Origin of the sequence: Candidatus Brachybacter algidus, assembly GCF_016707225.1 — a bacterium.
Taxonomy (GTDB): domain Bacteria; phylum Bacteroidota; class Bacteroidia; order Chitinophagales; family Saprospiraceae; genus Parvibacillus; species Parvibacillus algidus.
Genome location: NZ_JADJID010000002.1, coordinates 919,294 through 942,338 on the forward strand (window position 1 = coordinate 919,294; position 23,045 = coordinate 942,338).

17 protein-coding genes are annotated in these 23,045 nt (G+C 36.2%); 4 read left to right on the plus strand and 13 right to left on the minus strand.

The genetic code is table 11. The features are described 5' to 3' along the window. Positions 1-10 precede the first annotated feature (10 nt). Both IPI15_RS09590 and IPI15_RS09595 read left to right on the plus strand, forming a co-directional pair. Complete coding sequence (locus IPI15_RS09590) at positions 11-2,860, plus strand: T9SS type A sorting domain-containing protein (protein WP_287402017.1); 2,850 nt, start codon at positions 11-13, stop codon at positions 2,858-2,860. Positions 2,861-2,914: 54 nt separating this feature from the next. After that, positions 2,915-3,961, plus strand: a complete 1,047-nt coding sequence (locus IPI15_RS09595) for an LLM class flavin-dependent oxidoreductase (protein WP_287402019.1) — start codon at positions 2,915-2,917, stop codon at positions 3,959-3,961. A gap of 61 nt (positions 3,962-4,022) precedes the next feature. Here the strand turns inward: IPI15_RS09595 and IPI15_RS09600 are convergent, their stop codons facing one another. Genes IPI15_RS09600 through IPI15_RS09615 form a run of 4 tightly spaced genes read right to left on the minus strand, consistent with a single transcriptional unit; the run spans position 4,023 to position 6,820 of the window. Then, complete coding sequence (locus IPI15_RS09600; protein WP_287402020.1) at positions 4,023-4,670, minus strand: response regulator transcription factor; 648 nt, start codon at positions 4,668-4,670, stop codon at positions 4,023-4,025. Between the two features lie 3 nt (positions 4,671-4,673). After that, a complete protein-coding gene (locus tag IPI15_RS09605; RefSeq protein ID WP_287402022.1) occupies positions 4,674-5,462 on the minus strand; it encodes a sensor histidine kinase in 789 nt (262 codons plus the stop codon). Further along, the gene (locus IPI15_RS09610) at positions 5,444-6,100 is read right to left on the minus strand and encodes a hypothetical protein (RefSeq protein ID WP_287402023.1); all 657 of its coding nucleotides are present in this window, start codon (positions 6,098-6,100) and stop codon (positions 5,444-5,446) included. Before IPI15_RS09610 ends, IPI15_RS09605 begins: the two co-directional genes overlap by 19 nt. Before the next feature lie 18 nt (positions 6,101-6,118). Continuing rightward, positions 6,119-6,820 carry a hypothetical protein gene (locus IPI15_RS09615; protein WP_287420020.1) on the minus strand — a complete coding sequence of 234 codons (702 nt, stop codon included), beginning with the start codon at positions 6,818-6,820 and terminating at the stop codon, positions 6,119-6,121. A 321-nt stretch (positions 6,821-7,141) separates the two neighbouring features. Here IPI15_RS09615 and IPI15_RS09620 point away from each other — a divergent pair, with 321 nt between their 5' ends. After that, the gene (locus IPI15_RS09620) at positions 7,142-8,149 is read left to right on the plus strand and encodes a hypothetical protein (protein WP_287402027.1); all 1,008 of its coding nucleotides are present in this window, start codon (positions 7,142-7,144) and stop codon (positions 8,147-8,149) included. Between the two features lie 310 nt (positions 8,150-8,459). On the opposite strand, the gene IPI15_RS09625 is transcribed toward IPI15_RS09620, so the two are convergent. From IPI15_RS09625 to IPI15_RS09665, 9 genes are all read right to left on the minus strand, one after another. Continuing rightward, complete coding sequence (locus IPI15_RS09625; RefSeq protein WP_287402029.1) at positions 8,460-11,129, minus strand: M1 family aminopeptidase; 2,670 nt, start codon at positions 11,127-11,129, stop codon at positions 8,460-8,462. 64 nt (positions 11,130-11,193) lie between these two features. Beyond that, positions 11,194-12,009 (minus strand): 2,3,4,5-tetrahydropyridine-2,6-dicarboxylate N-succinyltransferase, encoded by an 816-nt coding sequence (locus IPI15_RS09630; RefSeq protein ID WP_287402031.1) that lies wholly within the window; start codon positions 12,007-12,009, stop codon positions 11,194-11,196. A 288-nt stretch (positions 12,010-12,297) separates the two neighbouring features. Continuing rightward, positions 12,298-13,155, minus strand: coding sequence for a 4,5-DOPA-extradiol-dioxygenase (gene ygiD, locus IPI15_RS09635; protein ID WP_287402032.1), 858 nt, complete (start codon positions 13,153-13,155; stop codon positions 12,298-12,300). Between the two features lie 656 nt (positions 13,156-13,811). Beyond that, entirely contained in the window at positions 13,812-16,874 is a 3,063-nt protein-coding gene (locus tag IPI15_RS09640; RefSeq protein ID WP_287402033.1) for an AAA family ATPase, read from the minus strand. Continuing rightward, positions 16,861-18,072 (minus strand): metallophosphoesterase family protein, encoded by a 1,212-nt coding sequence (locus IPI15_RS09645; protein WP_287402035.1) that lies wholly within the window; start codon positions 18,070-18,072, stop codon positions 16,861-16,863. The genes IPI15_RS09640 and IPI15_RS09645 overlap by 14 nt, the downstream gene beginning before the upstream one ends. A 429-nt stretch (positions 18,073-18,501) precedes the next feature. Next, positions 18,502-19,113: a heavy-metal-associated domain-containing protein gene (locus IPI15_RS09650; protein ID WP_287420021.1), complete on the minus strand. Its 612-nt coding sequence runs from the start codon at positions 19,111-19,113 to the stop codon at positions 18,502-18,504. A 245-nt stretch (positions 19,114-19,358) separates the two neighbouring features. After that, positions 19,359-20,144 carry a hypothetical protein gene (locus IPI15_RS09655; protein WP_287402038.1) on the minus strand — a complete coding sequence of 262 codons (786 nt, stop codon included), beginning with the start codon at positions 20,142-20,144 and terminating at the stop codon, positions 19,359-19,361. Positions 20,145-20,231: 87 nt separating this feature from the next. Then, on the minus strand, positions 20,232-20,525 hold the full coding sequence (locus tag IPI15_RS09660) for a HigA family addiction module antitoxin (RefSeq protein WP_287402055.1): 294 nt from the start codon (positions 20,523-20,525) through the stop codon (positions 20,232-20,234). A gap of 10 nt (positions 20,526-20,535) precedes the next feature. Next, positions 20,536-20,817: a type II toxin-antitoxin system RelE/ParE family toxin gene (locus tag IPI15_RS09665; protein ID WP_287402057.1), complete on the minus strand. Its 282-nt coding sequence runs from the start codon at positions 20,815-20,817 to the stop codon at positions 20,536-20,538. A 127-nt stretch (positions 20,818-20,944) separates the two neighbouring features. Between IPI15_RS09665 and IPI15_RS09670 the strand changes: the two genes are divergently transcribed. Then, positions 20,945-22,801 (plus strand): ABC-F family ATP-binding cassette domain-containing protein, encoded by a 1,857-nt coding sequence (locus tag IPI15_RS09670; RefSeq protein ID WP_287402059.1) that lies wholly within the window; start codon positions 20,945-20,947, stop codon positions 22,799-22,801. Positions 22,802-23,045: the final 244 nt, after the last annotated feature.

Below are 23,045 nucleotides of genomic sequence, written 5' to 3' on the forward strand. Positions count from 1 at the left end.
AATATTCTATATGAAAATATCAAAATATCAAATAAAAAATAATTTGATAATTATCTTATTAATCATTACAAATATATGTTTGGGCCAACCAGGAGAAATAGATTTAAGTTTTAACTCAGAGGATACAGGATATTCTCTAGGAAGGGGATTTAGCAATGCCAATGTTCAATCTACCGCCTTACAAAGTGACGGAAAAATAATTGTAGTTGGCCAACTTCAGGGCAATACTTACAATGAAACCTTGATAAATAGCAATATTATACGCCTCAATCAGGATGGCTCAATAGATAATACATTTTCCAATTCTGGGATTCCAAATAATAAAATTAACGAAGTAGTTATTTTGCCAGATGATAAAATTATTATTGCAGGTCAGTTTACAACATTTGGAGTGCAAAATTGTGGTCGTATCGCGAGACTGAGTTCCAATGGAACTATTGATTTGTCATTCAATTCAATTGGGGTCAATTCAAGTATTGAAGAATTGGTACTTCAAGATGACGGAAAAATTATAATAGGAGGAAGTTTTTCTACTGGAAGCTCCAGTAAAGTATTACGATTAAACGGTGATGGAACTATAGATACAACTTTTAATTCAGGCACCAATACGAATAACACTGTGACAAGTATTGCTATTGATGAATCGGGAAATTATTATGTGGGAGGTCAGTTTACGACATTTAATGGGGTTGCAAAGAGTAAAATAGTCAAACTATTAAGTGATGGAAGTATTGACAACACATTTGCCATAGGATCTGGAATTACGAATGGCAATGTATATGATTTGATTATCAATAAGCAAAATGCCATCATGGTTCTTGGCTCTTTTAATGCTTATAATAGTTCGTCAGCCAATAATATTATAGCTCTTAACCCAAATGGAACAAAAAACGTGGGATTCAATAGCCCTTTTTCATCTGGTTTAGAAAGATATTTATATTCAATAGTTCAATTAGATGATGGGAGTTACATATTCGGAGGGTTTTACAGTAGTCCGGCTTCCTCATTTTTGTATAAAACATTTGAGAATGGCATTTTCGATTTGAATTTTGATGAATTTTTTCAAATATCAATAAAAGGGGGTGTTTTTTCAGTTAAAAAAACGGCCGATGAGGATCTTATTATAGGAGGTAGTTTTGAGAAATATAGAAAGTGGATCGGAAACGGCATCATAAAAATTAGCCAAAGTGGACAGAAATACATCAATTTTAATGCAAATAAGGGGATAAATGGGCCAGTGTCAAGTATTCGCGCTGTAACTAAAGACAATAATGGAAAATACCTTATCGCTGGTAATATACTTCAATATAATGACAAGTCATGTAGGGGCTTGTTGAGAGTCGATGAAAATGGGCAAGCTGATTCTGCATTTGATATCGGAGTTGGCGTGGACCTTGGAGAGGAAGATTTAATTATTTCGGTTGATGTGCAATCAGATGATAAAATAATAGCAGTAGGATCTTTCTCGCATTTTAATTATATATTAAAAAAAAATATCGTTAGATTAAATCCGGATGGAAGTATCGACCCAAGTTTCATTACAGCTACTGGAACAAATTCGTCAAACAATGGATTTGATGGACCTGTAACTACCGTTCATATTCAAGCGGATGGCAGAATTCTTTTAGGTGGTAGCTTCACTAAATATCGAGGTATCAGTTGTAAAAATATGGTTAGGTTGTTATCAAATGGAGACATTGATAATTCGTTTCTTATCGGATCTGGCTTTAATTATCCTGTCCAAATAATTAAAGAATTAACAAATGGTAATATTATGATAGGTGGTAGCTTTTCCTCCTATAATGGCACTACTTGCAATAATCTAGTCATACTGACTCAATCTGGCCTAATAGCTCCGGGGTTCAATTCAGGTCAGGGATTATCAGGAGCTTATAGTATTTATGATATTATAGAATTACCAACTTCAAAGTTTTTAGTGGCTATTCAAGGGGATACTTGGAACAATCAGAATTTAGATGGTTTAATTCGCTTAAATGCTGATGGATCAGTTGATGCTTCCTTCGATCTCAGTGCAAAATTTGATGGATCAATTAAAGATATTTCATTATTGGCCGACAATAAAATACTAGTAGGCGGCTTGTTTAATAAAAAGGGAATTCAATTTTGCAAAGGATTGGTCAGGCTTGAAAGCGATGGGCAAATTGATTTATCATTTGATACCGGTGCAGGTGTTGGAGTTGATCCTTTCGATTATGGAAATACTGGTGTAAGTTCAATGCAAGTCATGGATGATAACTCCGTTATAATAGGAGGCAATTTTTCTTCTTTTAATGGGATTGGGAAAAACAGGCTGGCCAAAATAAACCTATCTTCTGTTGGGTTACCCCTCACTTTAATTTCCTTCACAGGTCAGAAAGAATTAAACTTTAATCAAATTAATTGGACATCCTCTTTTGAAGTTTATTTCAAAGGATATGAAGTACAAAAAAGTAGAGATGGACATAATTTTGTAAAAATTGGGTTTGTGCTTAGTAAACATGCTAAGGATAATGAACAGAATTATTTATTTAGTGATACTCAAGTTAATGAAGCACTTAATTATTACAGGTTAAAAATGGTTGATGAGGACAATAGTTTTTCTTACTCTAAAATATTGTCAGTTTCAAATCTCGAGGAGGAACCAATATCACTTTTTCCTAATCCGGTTATAGATGATTTATTCATTTCGAAAGGTTACGAAAATAACAGTTTTTTAATATTAAATGCCAATGGGCAATTGATAAAAAAGGGAATTTTAGTCAATAATAAAATTAATCTAAAAGAACTCAATGTGGGCATCTATTATCTTCAGGTAAATTCTAATAATGGCAATAATTCCTATAAATTTGTAAAAATCTGATTTCTAAACTTATCTCTATTTGCAGCGTTGTAAAAACTGTTTAAATAACAAATCATGCAAATAGGCATCAGCACATTCGGAGAAGTCACTCCCGACAACCTCTCAGGCAAAGCGCTCAACGCTCATAAAGCCGTACAAGACATCCTCGAACAAATAAAACTTGCCGATGAAGTCGGTCTCGATGTATTCGCAGCAGGGGAGCATCACAGAAAGGACTTTGTCATCTCTGCACCGGAAATGATTTTGGCTGCTGGAGCTGCCATTACAAAAAATATCAGATTGTCAAGTGCTGTGACCGTGCTTAGTTCAACTGATCCTGTGCGGACTTTTCAGAACTTTGCCACCTTAGATTTAATATCCGGCGGGCGGGCGGAGATCATGGCAGGTCGCGGATCTTTCATCGAATCATTTCCATTATTTGGGCAGGATCTGAATGATTATAATGAATTATTTACAGAGAAATTAGGTCTTCTCATGGCCATCAATGATGATGAAATTATAAATTGGCAAGGAAAATTCCGAACTAGTCTAAAAGATCAAGGTGTCTATCCAAGACCCATTCAAGAAAAATTGCCCATCTGGATCGCAGTGGGCGGCACGCCCGAATCTGTCGCTCGAGCAGGACGATTAAATTTACCATTGACAATGGCCATTCTCGGTGGACCACCTGATCGATTCGCACCGTTAGCTAATCTTTATAGAAAATCAGCCAAAGATGCCGGTCATGATGTGGATGCTTTGCAACTTGGTATCAATGTTCATTTCTACGCTGCTGATAATTCAAAACAAGCCGGCGATGAGTTCTTTGGACCTTATGCCCAACTTATGAATCGAGTAGGAAAAGAAAGAGGTTGGTCGCCGCTGGATCGTTCGCAATTCGAACAATCCCGAGCATTCGGACCATTATTAGTCGGCAGTCCGGAGCAAATCATTGATAAGATGGTAGGGATGTATGAAATATTTGGAAATACCCGTTTTCTGCTACAAATGGTGGCCGGAGATTCCATTTCGCAAGAACAAATATTGCATTCAATTGAGCTATTAGGGAAAGTGATTGCACCGGAAGTTAGAAGAAGGGTAGCAGAGTTGAAGGCTAAATAAAAAGTTGGTTTAACTGCAGGGAAAGGTCGCGACCTTTCCTTACAATTAAACCAACTTTTTATCAGTCAACAGAATGCAACCCAATCTTCACAGAATAAAGCGCCAGCGCCACTCTGGTCTTTACATGAAGTTTTTCGAAAAGCGAATCTCTATAGCTCTCTACTGTTCTGGGACTACAAAACATTTTCTCTCCGATCTCTTTGTATGTTAGCTCAGTACAGGAAAATTTTAAAAATTCTTTTTCCCTTGCCGAAATACTGATTTCATCTGATGCCGTATCATTGCCTGAAGTGATATTTCGCACCAATGATGTTGTCGCCCAATCCGGAAAATAAAAACCGGTTTCTATGAGTTTCGTAAGGCCATTGTGCAATTCCATCGGATGAATATTCTTGTGCAGATACCCTTTGGCACCATTTCTGATCATTTTCACCAGAGATGTTTCATCATTATTCATCGTGAGTGCCATAACTTTTACAGAAGGGTGATTTTTGTGAAGCCATTCTGCTGTTTCATAACCATCCATTACCGGCATTGAAATATCTAAAAGTACGATGTCCGGAATAAGCTGTTCTGACTTGAATCTTTCGGTTAGTTTTTTACCGTTTTCCACTTCATACAATACCTCAAAACCATCAAAATCATTTATGATGCTGGTAATAGCTTTTGCGATCAATAAATGATCATCTACTATGACAACTTTATTCATTTTTCACGCTGTTATGTTCTTTAATGGAGCTTTGATAGTTAATTCAGTTCCAAGACCTGCAGCGCTCTTCAATGTTGATGTAGCACCAATCATTTCAACCCTTCTGCGGATACTTTCCAATCCGATTCCGGTATATTCTTTATTTAATAATTCGAATCCAACACCATCATCCTTTATAGTTACAGTCATGATTTCTTCGGCTATCTTGATCGCTATATTTATGTTTTTGCAATTGGCATGTTTTAGACTATTCTGAAGGAATTCCTGGATGATTCTTAGAAAGGAAGTTTTGGCCTTAATTAGTAATTCCGGAACAGGATCACTTTTAAATTGAGCGGTACACATACCGGATTTATTTACATTTTCACATTCATCAATGATCAAAGATTCCAGGCTATTATTATTCATTAGATCTTCGGTCAGATCTTTCGAAAGAGCTCTCAACTCCATTAATGCATTAGACAAAATATTATTAATATCTGTGATTTCCGAACCCGGATCAATTTCTTTTTTATCGAATTTTAATTTTTGCAAATAAATAGAAGCAAGAGTTAATTTTTGTGTGACGCTGTCGTGAATTTCTCTACCGATATGCTCAGCTGTTTCTCTTTGGCTAATGATTTGTGCTGTCAAAAGGTCCAATTGATGTTGCTGTAGAATTGTTTCTTTTTCTGCAATATCTAGTAAGCGGCGCTGCCGATATTGAATTACATAGGTAATGATGCCAATAATTAAAGCAGCTATTACAATACATATCGTGATGAAAAATACTTTTATTTCGGCTGTCCCCATATGAAAGCAATTGTAAATAAAAAGTACATTGAACAGCATAAAAAATACTGAATACTATTAAAAGTATAAAACAGTTCAGGAAATACCTCAAATAATGGTGTTCTCATTCCAAAAAAAGGTAAAGTACCAATGTAAAACAGCAGCACTCCTAGGCTAGTCCATAACATCATATTTTTTTTAAAGTCTATTAGCTCTTCTGACTTTGTAAGACTTTTAATATATGCAAGCAAGAATATCAAAAGCATTATACATCCTGTTGAATAGGCTAATGTCCCAAACAAAAGCTTATTCTCTCTAAGCCAGATTTCTTCTACAATCCACAATATCACGAACAAGCCAGTTCCCACAAAAGGCAAATATGAAATCTTACTATTTTTAAAATATTGATAGTATAGCCAAAAGAAGAAGAAGAACTGTATTGGTATTCCCCAGTATCGGTATATATCAATATTTATAATTAATTCCTTAAAGTAATGCAGATAAATTACACCTATTATATCTGTAACAAAAACGATTGCGAGATAAATTGGGAAATATTTCCAATAAGTATTTTTAATTTTTCCCCAATAATAAAATCCAACTAAGCTGGACATTAGTTCGAATACATTTAATACAGATGCATATTTAAGCCAAATCATATAATTCCAATTATAAAATTACATGCCAATTGGAAAAGTTCCCGGTGATGGAGGTGGGCCTAAGCCGCCATGATTTTTGCCACCATTGGTTGGCTCCATGAATAATGTTGCCTCAGGCTTTTTATCTTCCTTTGTTTGTGCTGATCTCTCAATTGCGTCAGCAGTCATTTTTGGTATGCTGGGATAGCAAACATCACTACTGGACGTCCAAGGGTTATAGTCGATCCATTTATCTTTCGCTTTGTCCCAATATGCAGGAACCATTGCCAAAGAATGTTTATTACGATAAGTACTATCCAAATTATCAAGGCCATCTCCCTCATTCCGTCCTATTCTAAGATCACCCGGATATTTGATAAAATAATATCGAATACCTAATTCAATATTGTCAGCACATTTATTTAGACATCTTTTGGACTCCATCATATAGACCAAAGCTTTTATTTTTTCCAGATCAAATACGACATGCAATGCGTCCTCTTTGTCCGTAAGTATTCCGGTCGTATCATATATGTGAGCTTTGCCTTTATCCTTGGCATATGCTTCAGACATTTTTTGGATGATGGCAGCGGTCAATGTAGAATTAATATCGTCTGCGCTATATTCTCGGCAAAGCTGTTCCCTGCAATTGTTATCGTCAGGCTTATCTTGAAATGGATTAAACCAATACATTATTGCAGTAGCAAGTAGAAAGCCGAAAATAAAAGATACGATCTTCATGATGTTTATATTTAATCTTTAATAAATTTTGTTAAATGTACCGCTATTTCTTCTGCGCTCCCTCCGTTAATTAACGGTAATTATATAGTTAATTATCTGTTTTCTTTAGTCAAATACCCATTGCTATTCAGTCCCACACCAACGCATATTTGTATGGTAATCGATCTAATGTTTAATGCGTCTTTAATCCTCCATCACTTTCTAATACACTGAATTGACAAATTCAAAAATACAGAAAATATTGTGGATTGGATATACTCATTTCTATTATCAAGTATTGATTAAAATTTATTTCTATAACTGTTATTTAAACATGTCCATATGAATGCGCTAATGAAAATTGAAACTTTGCCTTGCCACAAGTTAAGAAACCCTATTGGAGAAAATATCCCTATTTATAGGATGCAGTTAGGGTTTTCTATTGGAAATAAAACTAAGAACAAAACAAAAGGGTCTATATTTGTACTTTTTAATGCGGGAGATAAACCATTTTATCTGGAGAGGAAAATTAGCGAACTTGAAATTGGCCAAACATATTATTTTGATTTTCTTTCCTATAAAGTGAAGGAAATTAAGGATATACAATTCTTAAAATTAGCCATGACTGGCAATGGCAGTATTTGTTTTTCAAAGATTGAATTATTGATCAATGGTATAAGGAAGCCAATTTTTTCAAAAATATACGGAGCAAATGGACATTGTATTGATATAGATTCCGGAATTAATCGAAATGAATTAATCATAACCGGACCGGAACTAAGGCTCTCTGCGAATTGGAAGGAATTAATTATTTCAAATAAGATCTGGTTGCCAATTAAGTCAATTTCAAAAGAGATGATCGTCAGTCTTGTTGAATCAGCTGTTGGCAATCAACTACATTACATGTCCGGGTTTTCAAGAAATACCAATGGTATGATAGATACATTCCGAAGCCCTGCAATTGAAGTCAAATTTGTAAACTCAAAAACACTGCACTTTGAACTAGATCTTCAAAAAAGATTTACAATAGGGGGAGGTACTAACGATGTGCACTTCGATCTCCAATTCGCTTGTAAAGAAGGCATCATTCGAACTACTTTAAATAACCTGGTCATTAATAATAAATTTGAAACCGACATCCAGGAATTAATAAGAGCAAGAATACCTGTTCTTATTGAAGAATTATTTGGTAAAATGCCTTCAAAAGGTATGGAAGAAGGCCATCATATGAGTGGCTTAGTAAGTGATTGGCTCGCTTATGCCATTAATATTTCAACGGATGAGATGGATTTGCCACAGAGCTGTAATTTAATTAATGTCACTAGTGATTGTGAAGTATTAGTGCATTGATAATATACTTAAGTTTCGGTAGTCAAAGATTCATTTTTTTTTCTATTCAACTTATTAAAGAAAAAATATGAATCAATTGAATAAGCTCCCCGCCGTCACTTTCGCTAGTCGGGCAAGCATCTAACATCTAATCCCGCAGCTGCGGGACCATCTACCTATATTTCTTAACTACCGAAACTTAATTTTTATACTTTATTCAAGTTTATTTATTCAAAATTATTTAAGCAACGAAAACCTAGTATTATATAATAAAAAAAACTCCTTTTTTGTAGTAACGAAAAAGGAGTTTTTTTTATAACCAATATAAAACCTATTGCTTAATTATCATATTATTAAATGCATTCTGCAATTGCTCATTCGTTTCATTTTTCTTGAAATTCTCTACCACAGCATTAGACTTGCTTACCATCTCTTTACTTTCGGATTCTGAAAATTCTTTATTCTCCTTTGAAGATGAAGCAATGTCAAATATTGCTTTAGAAATAGCAAATTTCTTCCATTGTGATATTGACTCATTTTGCGCCAATATCTGAAGTTTCTCAAAGCCGCTTACCAATGTTGCTTTATCAGAACTTAATAACAATTCTGTATATGTTCCAAATAAACCAAATGCTTCGAATCCTTCTACATCATCAAGCTTACCTTCTATTAGTGTTAAAGCTTTCGGGTCGCCATTAGCCATATAAATCGCAGATATTGCATTTGTCATCACGCTGCTTTCTTCTTTTTCATATTTAGCCACTAAAGGTCCTGCTTTCTCTTTATTCATTCTGTTCAAACCAGTTAATGCAGAAGCCAAAACGGAATAACTAACTTCGTCATTTATATTCTTGATGAACACAGCTTCGTATTCCGGCTGAGGATTTTCAGTCAATAACTCAAGTGCATTTGCACGGACACCCGGATCTTTATCTGAACTAGCTAATTCTATAACTTTCGATTTAAATGCTGGATAAGCTGATAAGTCCACCTGGCTTAGTGCTTTAGATCTCATCACAGGGGATTTGTCAGAAAGGAAGCCCAGTATGATAGCATCAACTTCCGGAGTGAGTTCTGATTTAATTTTATCCAGCGCGATGATCCTGTCATTCAAAGTTTTGTTGTGTGTAGCCTGGTAGATAAATGCCTCTTTTGGCTTATCATATTTAATTTTTCCAAGAATTACATTATCTGCATCGAAGATTATATTCAACGGTTTTGATGGAACATCAAATTCAAATGTCTGTGTTCTTTTATTTACAAAAATTGATTTCCTGATTGGATTGTTATTTCCAGCCAAATAAATATCAACATTCACTGGCAATTGGAATATATGTTGCTGCTGCGGACCGCTTTGAGTTTGGTCAACAGAGAGAAAGATTTTATTTCCTGCAGCATTTACACTATCCTTTACAACCAATTCTGGTTGGCCACTACCAAAGTACCATTGATTGAAGAACCAATTCAAATCCTGACCCGAAACTTCTTCCATGGCAAGTCTTAGCTGGGCTGCTTCTACTGCTGTATATGCATTTTTCGTCAAATAAAGATTTAGCCCTCTAAAGAAAACATCGTCTCCAAGATAATTCCTCATCATATGAAGGACCAATCCTCCTTTATTATACGAATGTGCGTCGAACATATCTTCTCTATTATCATATGAATAATTGATTAGATCATGCATATTGCCTCTGGTAGAAGCCATATAACCAGCCAGTTCATTCAATCTGTGATAATCTGCAGCCTCACGACCGTTTTTATGTTCCTCCCATAGGTATTCACTGTAATTGGCGAAACCTTCGTTCAAAGTAAGATTTGACCAGCTTTCACATGTCACATAGTCTCCAAACCAATGGTGGAACATTTCGTGTGCTACAATACCTTCATTGTCACCATCCAATAATTCACGACTAGTTTTCTGACAAAATTCACCAAAAACTACAGCAGTTGTATTTTCCATAGCGCCAGACACATAGTCTCTTACAATCACTTGTGAGAATGTCGGCCATGGATATTTGACACCCAAAAGATCTGAAAAGAAAGTCAACATTTCAGGCGTGTTACTATAAATTGCCTTTGCATCCTTTTCGTATTTAGGTTCAACATAGTATTTCAGAGGAATGTCTCTCCATTTATCATTCACCACTGCAAATTCGCCAATAGCCATCATGAACAGGTATGGTGCATGTGGCTGTGTCATTTTATAATGATCTGTTCGGGTACCATTTGCATTTTTTTTAGAATCGAGCATTGTTCCATTAGAGAGTGTTTTGAAATTGTCACCAACTGTGATATACATCTCCTGAGTACATCTCTGATTCGGTACATCAATAGTTGGAAACCATTTGCTGTTGCTTTGTGTCTCACCTTGTGTCCAGATTTGGCGAGGCTTATTTTTGTCTTTTCCGTCAGGGTTTATAAAATATAGACCTTTGTCCGAAGTTATGGCTGCACTACCACCAACTTTTAGGTCATCAGGTTTAGCGACGTATTCAATCTTCACTTTTGTGGCTTTTCCGACAGGTATTTCTGCTCCAAGATCTATATCAAGTTTTGCATTATCATATTTATAGGTGAGCTTTTTACCATCACCATTAACGATTGATTTTATATCAAAACCTTTAGCGTCAAGGACTAATCTATTTCTCTTTTTTCCAACAGGACTTGCAGTGATTTCTGCCGTGCCAAGACAATGTTTTTTATCCCAATCGAAGCTCACCCACAGTTTGGTGTCTATTAGGTCAAATAATGTTGCTTCAGTAGCTTGGTAGGAAGGCAAAGTATCAGGTAATACAATATTGTTTGGAACATTGAAGGCATCATATTCTTCATCTTCATTATAATCATATCCGGAATCCACATCTTCCATTCCCTCTTCAGAATCAACCGCAGGTGCTATAGGTGCGACTGCAACTACAGGAGGGGTTGATGGCGCTTTGGATGTATTACAGGCAGCTAAGGATGTGCATGCCATTAGGCAAATTAATAGTAATTTATTCACTGAATTTATTTTAATTTAAAGTAAAATCTAAGATATATAGAACGCTCTTCGAGCAATAACGTTTTTAACCCGCTACATTGTATTCACGTAAAGCGCTATTAAGGCTGGTTTTTTTATCTGTACTTTCCTTTCTTTGACCGATGATCAGTGCACAGGGCACCTGATATTCGCCAGATGGAAATTGTTTAGTATAAGATCCGGGAATAACTACAGATCTTGGTGGAACATAGCCCTTTATCCTTTTCTCTTCAGGCCCTGTCACGTCTATGATGTAAGTGCTCTGAGTTAATACAACATTTGCACCAAGGACTGCCTCTCTGCCTACTCTTACACCTTCTACCACAATACATCGTGAACCAATAAATGCATCGTCTTCTATGATAACGGGACTTGCCTGAACAGGCTCCAATACACCTCCAATGCCTACTCCGCCGCTCAAGTGTACATTGCGTCCGATTTGTGCGCAAGAACCAACTGTCGCCCAGGTATCTACCATGGTTCCAGAACCAACATAAGCCCCAATATTTACATAAGAGGGCATCATAATAACGCCACTTTCCAGGAATGCTCCATATCTTGCTACTGCATGTGGCACAGCGCGTACACCTTGTGCTGCATAGTCCTTTTTTAAAGCCATTTTATCATGCCATTCAAAAGGTCCAACTGTAATGGTCTCCATTTGTTGGATTGGAAAATATAGAATAACCGCTTTTTTGATCCATTCATTGACTTGCCAGTCATCACCGATTGGCTCTGCAACTCGCATGGTACCTTTGTCCAAATGTTCTATTACAGTTCTGATAGTTTGCTTTACCTCTTCTTGCGCCAACATGGATCTATCTTCCCAGGCTGCTTCTATAATCGATCTTAATTCGTTCAATTTCAATTGTTTTATGCCGCGAAGATAAGTCTTTGAATATAAATAAAAAATTAGTTGTCCGAATGAAGTTTTAATGCTGTTAAATGAGTCGAAAAAGACGATGAAAAAGTATAATTCTATAATAGTAGATAGTATTAGAGTATGACAGTATTAGAGTATTAGAGTGCAATAGGATGATTGCGGGGAAAAGGCTTGCCCTTGCCCTTTTACATTGTTTAACTCTAATACTATTTAACTATTTTACTGGTCAACTATTTTACTGCCATACTGGTTAACTCTAATAACTATTTAACTAATAACAACTGACGTCATCGTCAGAGATCCCATAACCGCTTCATCATTAAAAAAGGCAGTGTTTTCATCTTTTTCCTGAAGAGCAAGTGCATATAATAAGGGTAAGTAATGGTCCGGACTTGGAATTGCAAGGTTAAAAGCTTTCCCTTGTTTTTCATAATTGATCAGAGGCAGATGATCCTTATTTACAATGAATTCTTTCATTGCATCATTTGCTTCGGTGGCCCAGTCGTATGCATAATTAGCTTCATTCATTTTGTCCCATGCAACCATGCCTAGATTGTGGACCATGTTGCCAGATCCTATTATGAGAATACCTTTTCTGCGCAAGGCATTTAACTGTTTTGCTAAGTTATAGTGATATTCTGCAGGCTTGGTATAATTTATACTCATCTGTATAACGGGAATGTCAGCATCAGGATATAAATGCTTCACTACGGACCATGCACCATGATCGAGACCCCATTTTTCATCAAGACCGATTGTGGTTGATGTAATTGCTGTTTTAATTTCGTTTGCAATCTCAGGGCTGCCCTTAGCTGGATATTGCACATCAAATAATGCTTTTGGAAAGCCACCAAAATCATGAATAGTGCATGGATGAGGCATAGCAGTAACCCACGTACCATTGGTCTCCCAGTGCGCCGAAATGCACAAAATTGCTTTCGGACGTTCTATTTTACTCCCAATGTTGTTCCATGTTTTGGTGAAATTATTCTCTTCTATGGCATTCATAGGACTTCCATGACCAAAGAAATAAACCGGCGTTCGGTCAGATGGGTTAAGTCCTTCTCCAAATTTTCGTAAAGCATCAATCTGGCTGACGATGCCGGCTGTTGATAATAATCCCATGCTTTTTATAAAGTTTTTTCTGTTCAAAATATATCAGCAATTTTATCTCACAGAGAACAGTAAGTTATGTGGAAATGTTGATAATTACGAGCTTAAAGCCTCATTAGATAATATAGATTAATTAAAGCTTCGAAAGGTCACGAGTTAAAAACTCGTGCCAGCGTTGGAGGTCACGCGTTTAAACCTCGCGCCAGCGTTGGGGACATAATTTCCATAAAGGTTCTGTAGGGACAGGTCGCGACCTGTCCCTACAGAACCATTTTGGAAATTCATGGTAAATGCCAGAAAAATTAACAAGAAAAATAATATGGAATTTGCAATTATTCCAAATGTTTAATTTTTTTTAAAAATCATATTTGAAACATTTCCAACATAATAAATTAGCGTTCCATTTCATTTATATTAGCGTAAAGATTTCGCTATTCACTATTCCTTGTCTAAGCCATTTCATGCCTTTACATTTTATATTTGTTCATGAAAAAAGCAAAATGAATTTTGCACACACACGAACTCTCACAGTCCCGAGAGGCACGATTCGGGATAGGTTAACCTAAGCTCAGCCTTCCACAATAAAGTGATGTAAAATACTACGCTATACTCAACTCAGAACTGGCAATTCTGTCGGCTCTCATTATTCGCTATTCATTATTCACTACTTAAGCCATTTCATGCCGGATCGTGCTCATTCCTTTCTTTCCCTTATCCACGACTAAATGATATGGAATGCGCTCCTTCATAGCTTCTACATGGGTTATAAGGCAAAGTGTTTTATTGCCAACAGATCGGATCTTTTCTAAAGCTCCGATGGCCATTTCCAGCGTGTCCGGATCCAGTGTGCCAAATCCTTCATCTATAAATAAACTTTCGATTTTACTGGTTTCCGAAGCAAAATCGCTTAGGCCCAAAGCCAATGCCAGGCTCGCAATAAAGGTTTCTCCACCACTTAATGTGGCACATGAACGCAACCCATTTGGTTCGAAATCATCATATATCATTAGATCTGCCTCTTCCTTAGACCATAATTCCTTTGTATCGAATTTAAATTTGTATCGGTCATTCATCAAGGCTAGATGTTTGTTGGCAAGCACAGCCAGATGTGACAAGGTAATTTTTTGAGCAATGTTTTTGAAATGATGTCCAGTGGCAGAACCGATCAATGTATTAAGTGTCCTTACCGGAGACCACTCAATTTCAATGTTCTCGAGATCTTTTCTTAAGATTTCCCCATGGGCAACATTGGCCTCATGCAAAGCGAGCTGGGATCTGATGCTGCCCAATTCCTGACTTTCTGTAGTAATTTTTGTATTTAATTCTTGATTCTCTGATGTGTAAGTTTCAATATCAACCGTTAAGTCTATCAATGAATTCAATTCATTGATACGGTCTTGACTTGCCTGATGCAATTTTGTATTTATACTGATATTTTGTTGAAGATTTTCAATATTCTTTTTCCAAAGAGATACAGAATTTTGCAATACGAACACTTGTTCTAATTGTTCAATTGAAGCAATTTTGCCAGCAACAATAAATTTATTTATTTCAATTTCGAGCGTTTCAATTTGTTGTTGATTTCTGGCATAAACAGTTTCTTTATTGGATAATTCCTGAGCTATTCCTCTAACTTGATTTTGGATAGTTTCAAAAGAAGATTCAATGGTTTCTGACCATTTTTGAACAGGAATATCCAATGGGAATTTGGCTTTTAATTGAATATTAGTTTCTTTTTCAGTTTTTTCCAGCGCTTCCATCTCCACTGAATAATTTATAGCTTCGTCCAAATGAGGTAGCTCCTCATTGAGCTTAAGCAGGGATTTAACAGAAATAATTGACGAATTAATTTCCTCCATTTTAAGGATCAGTATCTGCGGATCGCCAAGCGATTCAGTTATATTTAAACCTTGTTTTTTGATGTTAATTTCTTCAAGAATGGAATCTAATTTATTGCTTGAAGATGCTAGGTCTGTATTTAAATTTTCTATTGTTTTTTGGATTCCGGCTAATTGAGTTTCATATCTGACAATCAGGAGGTTATTTTCATCCATGGCTTTTTTGGCTTTTTCATAATCCAATTGATAATCATCCTTTGCCAAGTGTTCATGATGCCTTAAAGGTCCATCTGCTGCACCGCACAATGGACAGTCCTCATCGGCCTTTAATTGACTTCGGTGTTGCTCCATGGACCTGATCTTATTCTGCTGTAAGAGAATAGTTTCTTTATCCTTACAAGTATTTTCCAGAACTGAGCGAAGCTGAATATTATCTTTTAGTGCATTGATCAACCTTACATTTTCCTTTTCGGCCTCATTCAGATTTTCTTTGCTTAGTTTGATCTGTTGGCTAATCTCTCTGTATTTTTGGGTTTGATGTTGTAGGGATTCTATTTGCCGCTGTCTTTGAAGTTGATTTTCCAGCAGGTCATCATTGATAATGCTTATGCAAAGTTTTTCTTTCAGATCATTCACCCTTTTAGACAACTCTTTATGACATTCCAATAGCGTTTGCGTAAATGTTGTTACATCCTGTTTTTGGAAATTTTGAATTAATGATGCCTCCTTAGTTTGAGCAAGCTCTCTTTCAAGATTTATTCGTACATGTTTTTTATTTGTTGAAATAGAAGTTAAATCATTTTCGATGACGAGGACATCGTCTTTAAATTTTCTTAGTTGTGACAAAAATTGATTTTCCTCATTAGAAATTGAAATAATTTCTGCTGTTTTGGAATATATTTCATCTAATTTTACTTGAATTCGTGCGCCTTCCTCCTTTAATGCTGAAATTGTTTCCGTGATATTGTTTTGTTCCTGTGATAATAGTCTTTGATTATCAAAGACTGGTTTGATTGTCATTGCAGCGTCGAACTGTTCAATATCCTGACCATGTTTCAATTGAATTTCTGCCAGTGCTGCTTTTTCGAGTTCTAATTTTTTTCCTATTGATTGAATTGAATTATTTTCTTTTGTAAATGTATTTCTATTGTGAATGATTGTATTTAATTCAGTCGATCTTGCCTGATACAATTTAACCTGACCCTCTATCAGATTTATTTTTGACTGAAGATCTAAGACTTCTTCTTTAGACTTTATCGATAAATTACTTAATTTATTTTGGATCTGATCAGCAACAGCTTTTAATTCATTATTTTTAACAAAAACTGCCTGACCAATTCTGGTATAATTTTCTGTACCGGTTATTTTCTCCAGTATGTCTGCTTTCTCGCTGAATTTTGATTTTAAAAATGATGCAAAGTCTCCCTGAGCCAACATAATAGATTTATTAAATTGATCAAAGTTCATTCCAATCAATTCAATTATTTTGGATTTTGCCTGACTTAATCCGCTTTCCATTACTTTTAAATCATCATCATAAATTGACATTTTTGCCGTTTCCCAGCCACTGCTTCTTGGCTTATGTTTTATTTGCCATCGGGATGTATACTTTTTATGATTGATGGTAAATTGTACGTCAACACTTGCCTCTCTGGCGCCATGTGTTACAATTGCTCCCGACTCGTCTATACTTCCTATTGGTTTATTGCCAAACCTTTTTACAATTCCAAAAAGACCAAGTGTAATAGAGTCCAGGATCGTTGTTTTTCCGGATCCGGTGGCGCCTACGATCAGATAGACTCCTTCAGACCTTTCATTTATGTCGTCAAAATCGATGGTATGTTCTCCCGCAAGAGAATTTATATTTTTAATTATTAATTTATTGATTCTCATGGACGTCGTTTTCTATTTTTTCAAATGCTTCCATCAGACTAATTTTTACATCCTCTTCATAATTATTAAATCCAAGTATATTTTGCATGATAACTTTAGGTTGAAGATCCTCTACCATGTATTTATTCTCTTCAGCAATTTCTGTAACATCAGCATCCTTAGTACTAAATGATTTTTTTGCAACAATTAATTCATCCGAATCTAATTCCTGAAGAAATTCATTGAATTGTGCATAAGCTGAACCATAATTGGAATCTTCCACGACCCTAACTTCGATCAGGTCTTTAAGTGAAAATGATTTTTGATGATTAATTATTTTGTCTTTAATCTCTTCCACACTCCCTGTCCAGCGGATAAACTTTCTGAACATTGGTACCTCTAATTTCTCCCATTGGATATTTTTATCTTTTATTTCCAGGATCATAACTGATTTCCGATCATTCATCTCACTGAAACTCAGGATCACCGGTGAACCAGCATAGCGGATGTGTCCACTTTCTGAAAGTCCCTGTGGACGGTGTATATGGCCCAATGCGATGTAATCAAAACCATGATCGATCTTTATCAAAGACAAGCCACCAAGGTTTCCGACATGGATCTGATGTTCTACATCTGACGCTTCAGTGCCTTGAATAAAAAGATGTCCCATACCTATTGTGACGAGCCCGGGATGCATTTCTCTTGCCATGGCGTGAGATGCTGAATATTTGTCACTCATGGCTTTATTGATATTTTCTGCTAGTTGTTCACTAGACATGCCCGCTTCGAAGACTGCAAGTTCGCCTTGACGAATAAAAGGAATTGCGCAGATAACTGCTTGTTGTAAACCGTTTTTATCATGTAAAAGTATAATCTCCTCCTCATGCTTTTCTGAGGTGTGTCCAATCACCCTAATGTCTAGATTCTGAAACAGAATTTTTGGAGAAGAAATAAACCTTCCTGAATCGTGATTTCCGGCGATGATTATGACCTGACAATTTAGTTTGATCATTTTTGCCAACCATTTATTGTACAGATCTACGGCATCCTGTGGAGGATGTTTAGTGTCGAAGATGTCGCCTGCATGTAGGATGCATTCTATATTTTCTTTTTCAACGATGTCAGCGAGCCAGTCCAGGAATAAGACCATTTGGTCGAGTAGGTCTATTTTATTGAGGCGCAAGCCCAGGTGCCAGTCGGCGGTATGGAGTATTTTCATATGTATATTTAAAATATAACATTGACAATATATGATATTTATAAAATTTGGGCAAAAAAAATACGACACTTATTGGTGCAGCATTTGTAAAGTATTATTTGTGTAAGGTAGCTAGTTCATAAATGGATAGATTTTACATCATTATTATTCAATGAAATATTCAACCCACTCCGGGGTTGGGAGCTTGAATTCGTTTACCCCGGGTTCAACCCGGGGTCATTATTGTTAACCCCTATTGGGGTTAGAATTGCAACTATATTGGATTACAAAATTTATTGGCTTGATTATAGTTTTTTGATAGGATAATTTTTTAGATTATTCTCCAGCGAACCCCATTAATTCCTTTTTCAAAAGTTAAATAATCGCCTAAAGTCTGGAACTAAAGAAACTACCAGCTCTCATTTATAATTGACCATTTATAATTTATAATTATTCCCGGTCATACTGACAGCATGCATGCAGCTTATCATATGCTTTATCATCCCCTTTCACTTTATCTGTATCATAACCTACAGAAGCGATTTTATTATGAATGTCAGTCAATTTTGCCTTTTTGTCATCGTATTTTACGGTGATCATTTTGGTATCTTTGTCCCAAACTGCTGACTTTACCCCTTTGACAGATTTAGCAGCTGTTTCGATCTTCTTTTTACACATATAGCAATTTCCGGAAACCTTGAATGTCGAGGTTATTATACCTTCAGGTTGAGGTGTGTAGTTAATTTGTTTAGCAAAACCCACTCCTTCTGCCTTAATCTCATCTCCAACCATGATCTGACGGGGTTCGTAACCTGCTTTTTCCACCAAACCTGTATATTTGTCTTTATCTACTTTGACACCTTTTGCGACATTGAATGTCACCATGCCTTTTTCCAAATCGACGTGAAGGTCTTTTACTTCTTTGGATTTAGAGAATTTTTTCTCTACACCATTAACGCAAAAGCCGCAGCTCATGCCGTCTACTTTAATCTGGACGGGGGTTTGTGCGTTTGATACTGCACCAATCAATAATAGGATTAAAATAATATTTATTTGTTTCATTGGTTTATTTTTTTAGAAAGTGAGAAAGTGAGAAAGTGAGAAAGTGAGAAGGTGAGAAAGTGAGAAGGTGAGAATGTGAGAATGTGAGTCCACCCCCTTGGCCCCCTCCGAAGGGGGACAGCTGCTGCTCATCAAATTACCTTCTATTAAATCAACGGAATTGCAATGTTCAGAAACAGCCTGCGGTTTGGAGCTTGTGAATCTGCTCAATCGTTTATTATTCATTATTCACTTTTCATCATTCATTAATAAATATAACGTATTCCTCCACCTAATGTTTCATTAGGATAGTAGTTATTATTGCCATTTTGGAAAACTGATTTTTGGTAAAATGCTTCGAAGGCTATTCTTCCAAATGCATATTGAATGCCCGGCGCGAGATAAAAGGAAGAAGATTTTGCATTTAGTTGATCTACAAATTCTGTTTCAAGAAATACATTCAACTGACGGATCGGGAAAACATGTTTGAGTAATGGAACACCAAAAGCCACTTTTCCCTGAAAAAAATTGGAAGTAATATAAGGTGCTATATCTCTCACAATGCTGATTCCAAAATCTCCAATGATACCGATCTTCAAAGATTCCATACCGGCAATGATTCCACCATACGAACCCCAGATTCCTGAGCCGACTGGTTTGATATGCGCGTGCTGTTTGGCTACATAGAAACTATGGGCGCCCTTTACAGCCAACCGAATAGTTTTGCCCTGTAGGTCCTGTTTGAAATATTGGTATTTTCCGGCGATGCCGACATCGGAAAGAATAAAACCGTTTTGTGCCGAGCCAATATATTTTTGAAGTGGCAACATTAATTCGAAAGATAATTTATTGCTTACATTGTAATCTACGGAAGGCATAATGAATCTGCCGTCCAATTTATCTGCTTGCATGTACGAATAAACTACTCGCACTGTACCAACTTGTTGGCCCAGCATAATAGGTTTGTCAGCAAGGATAGGTGGTCCCTGACAATATGCAGATGATAATAGAAAAATAAGTATTATAATTTGAAATAACTTTTTAAAAAGCATTAGTTATTGTTAGTTGCTTTTGTTTAATAAACTGCAAAAGATTATTTTATTCAAATAAAATTAAATTGATCAAGAGTCAAATATTTATCAAACGTATGAATATTTATTAATCGCTTCAAAATCTTCTCCTTTGGTTTCATTTAAATTTTCAATATCAAAATCATCCTGAAGTCCTAACCAAAACTTTGCAGAATTTCCAAAAAATTTACTTAGACGTAACGCAGTATCCGCAGTAATTCTCCTATTGCCTTTTATTATCTCAGAAATACGAGTTTGAGGAATACTTAATTCCTTGGAAAGCCTGTAAGCACTTATTTTCAACGGTTCTAGAAATTCGTAAAATAAGATTTCCCCGGGATGAATATTAGCTAATTTTTCCATATAAAAAATTTTAATGATAATCAATTATTGTAACATTACTCGCAAATCCAGCCTTCCATATGAACATTATTCTCCATTGTTTATTAATTCGAATGCTATAATATGACTTTAAATCCCCAGATAGCTTTTCAAGTCTGTTTGATGGTGGAATTTTTAAATCTGCTAGATTTTGTGAACTATTCAACATCCTTAATTTACGTCTGGCTATCTTCTGCATTTCAAAAGGGAGTGACATTACTCTAGATCCGTTATAAATCATTTGAGTTTCTTTCGACCCGAACGAAATTATCATGATTGTAAATTTACTAACGCCAAAGGTAAGCAATATGTTTTTCTTTTTTTATTCTTCTTAAAGTAATTGTTCTTCATCAAAAAAAACAATCCACCTCACCACCAAAATTCTTCTTTACTTTGCAACCATGAATTATCTTACATTAGAAAATATTAAGAAATCTTACGGGGACAAAATATTGTTCACCGGCCTTTCAATGTTCATCAACGAAGGTCAAAAGATCGCCCTTATAGCCCGAAATGGCACAGGAAAGACAACATTACTTCAAGTCATAGCCGGACTGGAAGGCAGTGAAGGTGAAAATGCAAAGATCCAGTTTAAGAAAGATCTCCGCATCGAATACCTGACTCAAGAACCAGAGTTTAATCCGGAACATACGGTGATGGATGCCATATTCGCCAGTGAAAATCCTGTACTTCAGGCTGTCAAAGAGTACGAAAGTGCCTTGTTGCATCCCGAAAATGAAGACAGGATGCAGAAAGCCATGAATAAAATGGAGGATCATGAGGCTTGGGATATGGAATCCAAGGTCAAAGAGATATTGACAAAGCTTAAGATCGGTGACTTCGAACTTCAAGTCAAAAACCTTTCCGGAGGTCAAGTCAAAAGGCTTGCATTGGCGAAAGTTTTGATCTCTGAGCCGGAACTTCTTATCCTCGATGAGCCTACCAACCACCTGGACATGGAGATGATCGAATGGCTGGAAAACTATTTGCAGCATCCGGGATTAACATTATTGTTGGTTACCCACGACAGGTATTTCCTTGAAAATGTGTGCAACCAGATCCTCGAACTGGAAAACGGAAACATATATAAATACGCCGGAAATTATTCTGAATATCTTGAAAAGAAAAATGAAAGAGCAGAGAATGATGGTGTAGTCCTTGATAAAAACCGTAAACTTTTCCTGAAAGAACTTGACTGGGTGCGTCGTATGCCTCAGGCCAGATCGACTAAGGCGAAGTCAAGAATAGATAAATTTGATGAATTAAAACAGGAGTTATCTCAGCAAAGAGATGCCACCATGCTTCAAATCAATATAAAGGCAAACCGCCTCGGAAGCAAAATTATCGAAGCGCACAACATCGGAAAAGCTTACGATGGTAAAAAATTATTCAGTGGATTTAGCTATAAATTCAAACGATTTGACAGAGTGGGTATTATTGGGCCTAATGGTACCGGAAAATCCACTTTTCTTCAGATCATCACAGGTGGATTGATTCCGGATGATGGCAAGATCGTCATTGGTGAGACTGTGGTATTCGGTTATTATACGCAGTCAGGGATGAAACTTAAAGAGGATAGAAGAGTCATCGACGTAATCACGGATGTCGCTGAATATATTCCGACTGAAAAAGGTCATAATATCACTGCCGCCTCCCTTTTGGAGAAATTCATGTTTCCAAGGGAGCAACAACAAGTCTTCGCATCACAGCTGAGTGGTGGAGAAAAAAGAAGATTATATCTCCTGACTATTTTGATGGCCAATCCAAACTTTCTGATCCTGGATGAGCCTACGAATGATCTTGATCTGGTTACGTTGAATGTGTTGGAAGAATTTTTGACTACATTCCAGGGTTGTGTTGTTCTTGTGTCTCATGATAGGTATTTTATGGACAAATTGGTCGATCATTTATTTGTATTTGGTCAGGATAATAAGATCATCGATTATCCGGGCAATTACACCCAATATCGTGCTTATCTGGAATTGGAAGAGCAAAATCTTCGTGAAGCAAAAAACAATCCAGTAGAGGTCGTTGCGAAACCTGCTGCTATAGTTTCCTATGAGGACAAAAAGGAGATCCAAAAAGTAGAGCGGGAGATCAAGAAGTTGGAGGAAGAAAAAGCATCTATCACTGAGAAATTTAATGACATGACAATGTCAGTGGAGGATATACAAAAACATTCTACTCGTTTGAAGGAAGTGGAAAGTCAAATCGAGGAGAAAGAGATGAAGTGGATGGAATTGGTGGAAGGGGTGTAGGGGTTAGATGCTAGAGACTAGATACTAGAAGTCAGAAGTTAGAAGGCAGAAATTAGAATGGAGTGAAAAACTAGAGTTGGATTATAACGACTGTAAAATGCAGATAATCTTATTCGGGATAAGAATTTAACTCCGATAATCATAGGCATAAAATAAAATCATTTAGAAAGATTAAGAAAAATAAGTAAGCAAACTTAATAATCGATATTCGTGAATTTAATTTTTGTTAGTTGTAAAGTATTAG

Coding starts and splice junctions, on each gene's coding strand:
- IPI15_RS09595 (WP_287402019.1), top strand. CDS start 2,915: ATGCAAATAGGCATCAGCACATTCGGAGAAGTCACTCCCGACAACCTC.
- IPI15_RS09640 (WP_287402033.1), bottom strand. CDS start 16,874: ATGAGAATCAATAAATTAATAATTAAAAATATAAATTCTCTTGCGGGA.
- IPI15_RS09600 (WP_287402020.1), bottom strand. CDS start 4,670: ATGAATAAAGTTGTCATAGTAGATGATCATTTATTGATCGCAAAAGCT.
- IPI15_RS09615 (WP_287420020.1), bottom strand. CDS start 6,820: ATGAAGATCGTATCTTTTATTTTCGGCTTTCTACTTGCTACTGCAATA.
- IPI15_RS09655 (WP_287402038.1), bottom strand. CDS start 20,144: ATGCTTTTTAAAAAGTTATTTCAAATTATAATACTTATTTTTCTATTA.
- IPI15_RS09605 (WP_287402022.1), bottom strand. CDS start 5,462: ATGGGGACAGCCGAAATAAAAGTATTTTTCATCACGATATGTATTGTA.
- IPI15_RS09590 (WP_287402017.1), top strand. CDS start 11: ATGAAAATATCAAAATATCAAATAAAAAATAATTTGATAATTATCTTA.
- ygiD (WP_287402032.1), bottom strand. CDS start 13,155: ATGGGATTATTATCAACAGCCGGCATCGTCAGCCAGATTGATGCTTTA.
- IPI15_RS09670 (WP_287402059.1), top strand. CDS start 20,945: ATGAATTATCTTACATTAGAAAATATTAAGAAATCTTACGGGGACAAA.
- IPI15_RS09620 (WP_287402027.1), top strand. CDS start 7,142: ATGAATGCGCTAATGAAAATTGAAACTTTGCCTTGCCACAAGTTAAGA.
- IPI15_RS09665 (WP_287402057.1), bottom strand. CDS start 20,817: ATGATAATTTCGTTCGGGTCGAAAGAAACTCAAATGATTTATAACGGA.
- IPI15_RS09610 (WP_287402023.1), bottom strand. CDS start 6,100: ATGATTTGGCTTAAATATGCATCTGTATTAAATGTATTCGAACTAATG.
- IPI15_RS09650 (WP_287420021.1), bottom strand. CDS start 19,113: ATGAAACAAATAAATATTATTTTAATCCTATTATTGATTGGTGCAGTA.
- IPI15_RS09645 (WP_287402035.1), bottom strand. CDS start 18,072: ATGAAAATACTCCATACCGCCGACTGGCACCTGGGCTTGCGCCTCAAT.
- IPI15_RS09660 (WP_287402055.1), bottom strand. CDS start 20,525: ATGGAAAAATTAGCTAATATTCATCCCGGGGAAATCTTATTTTACGAA.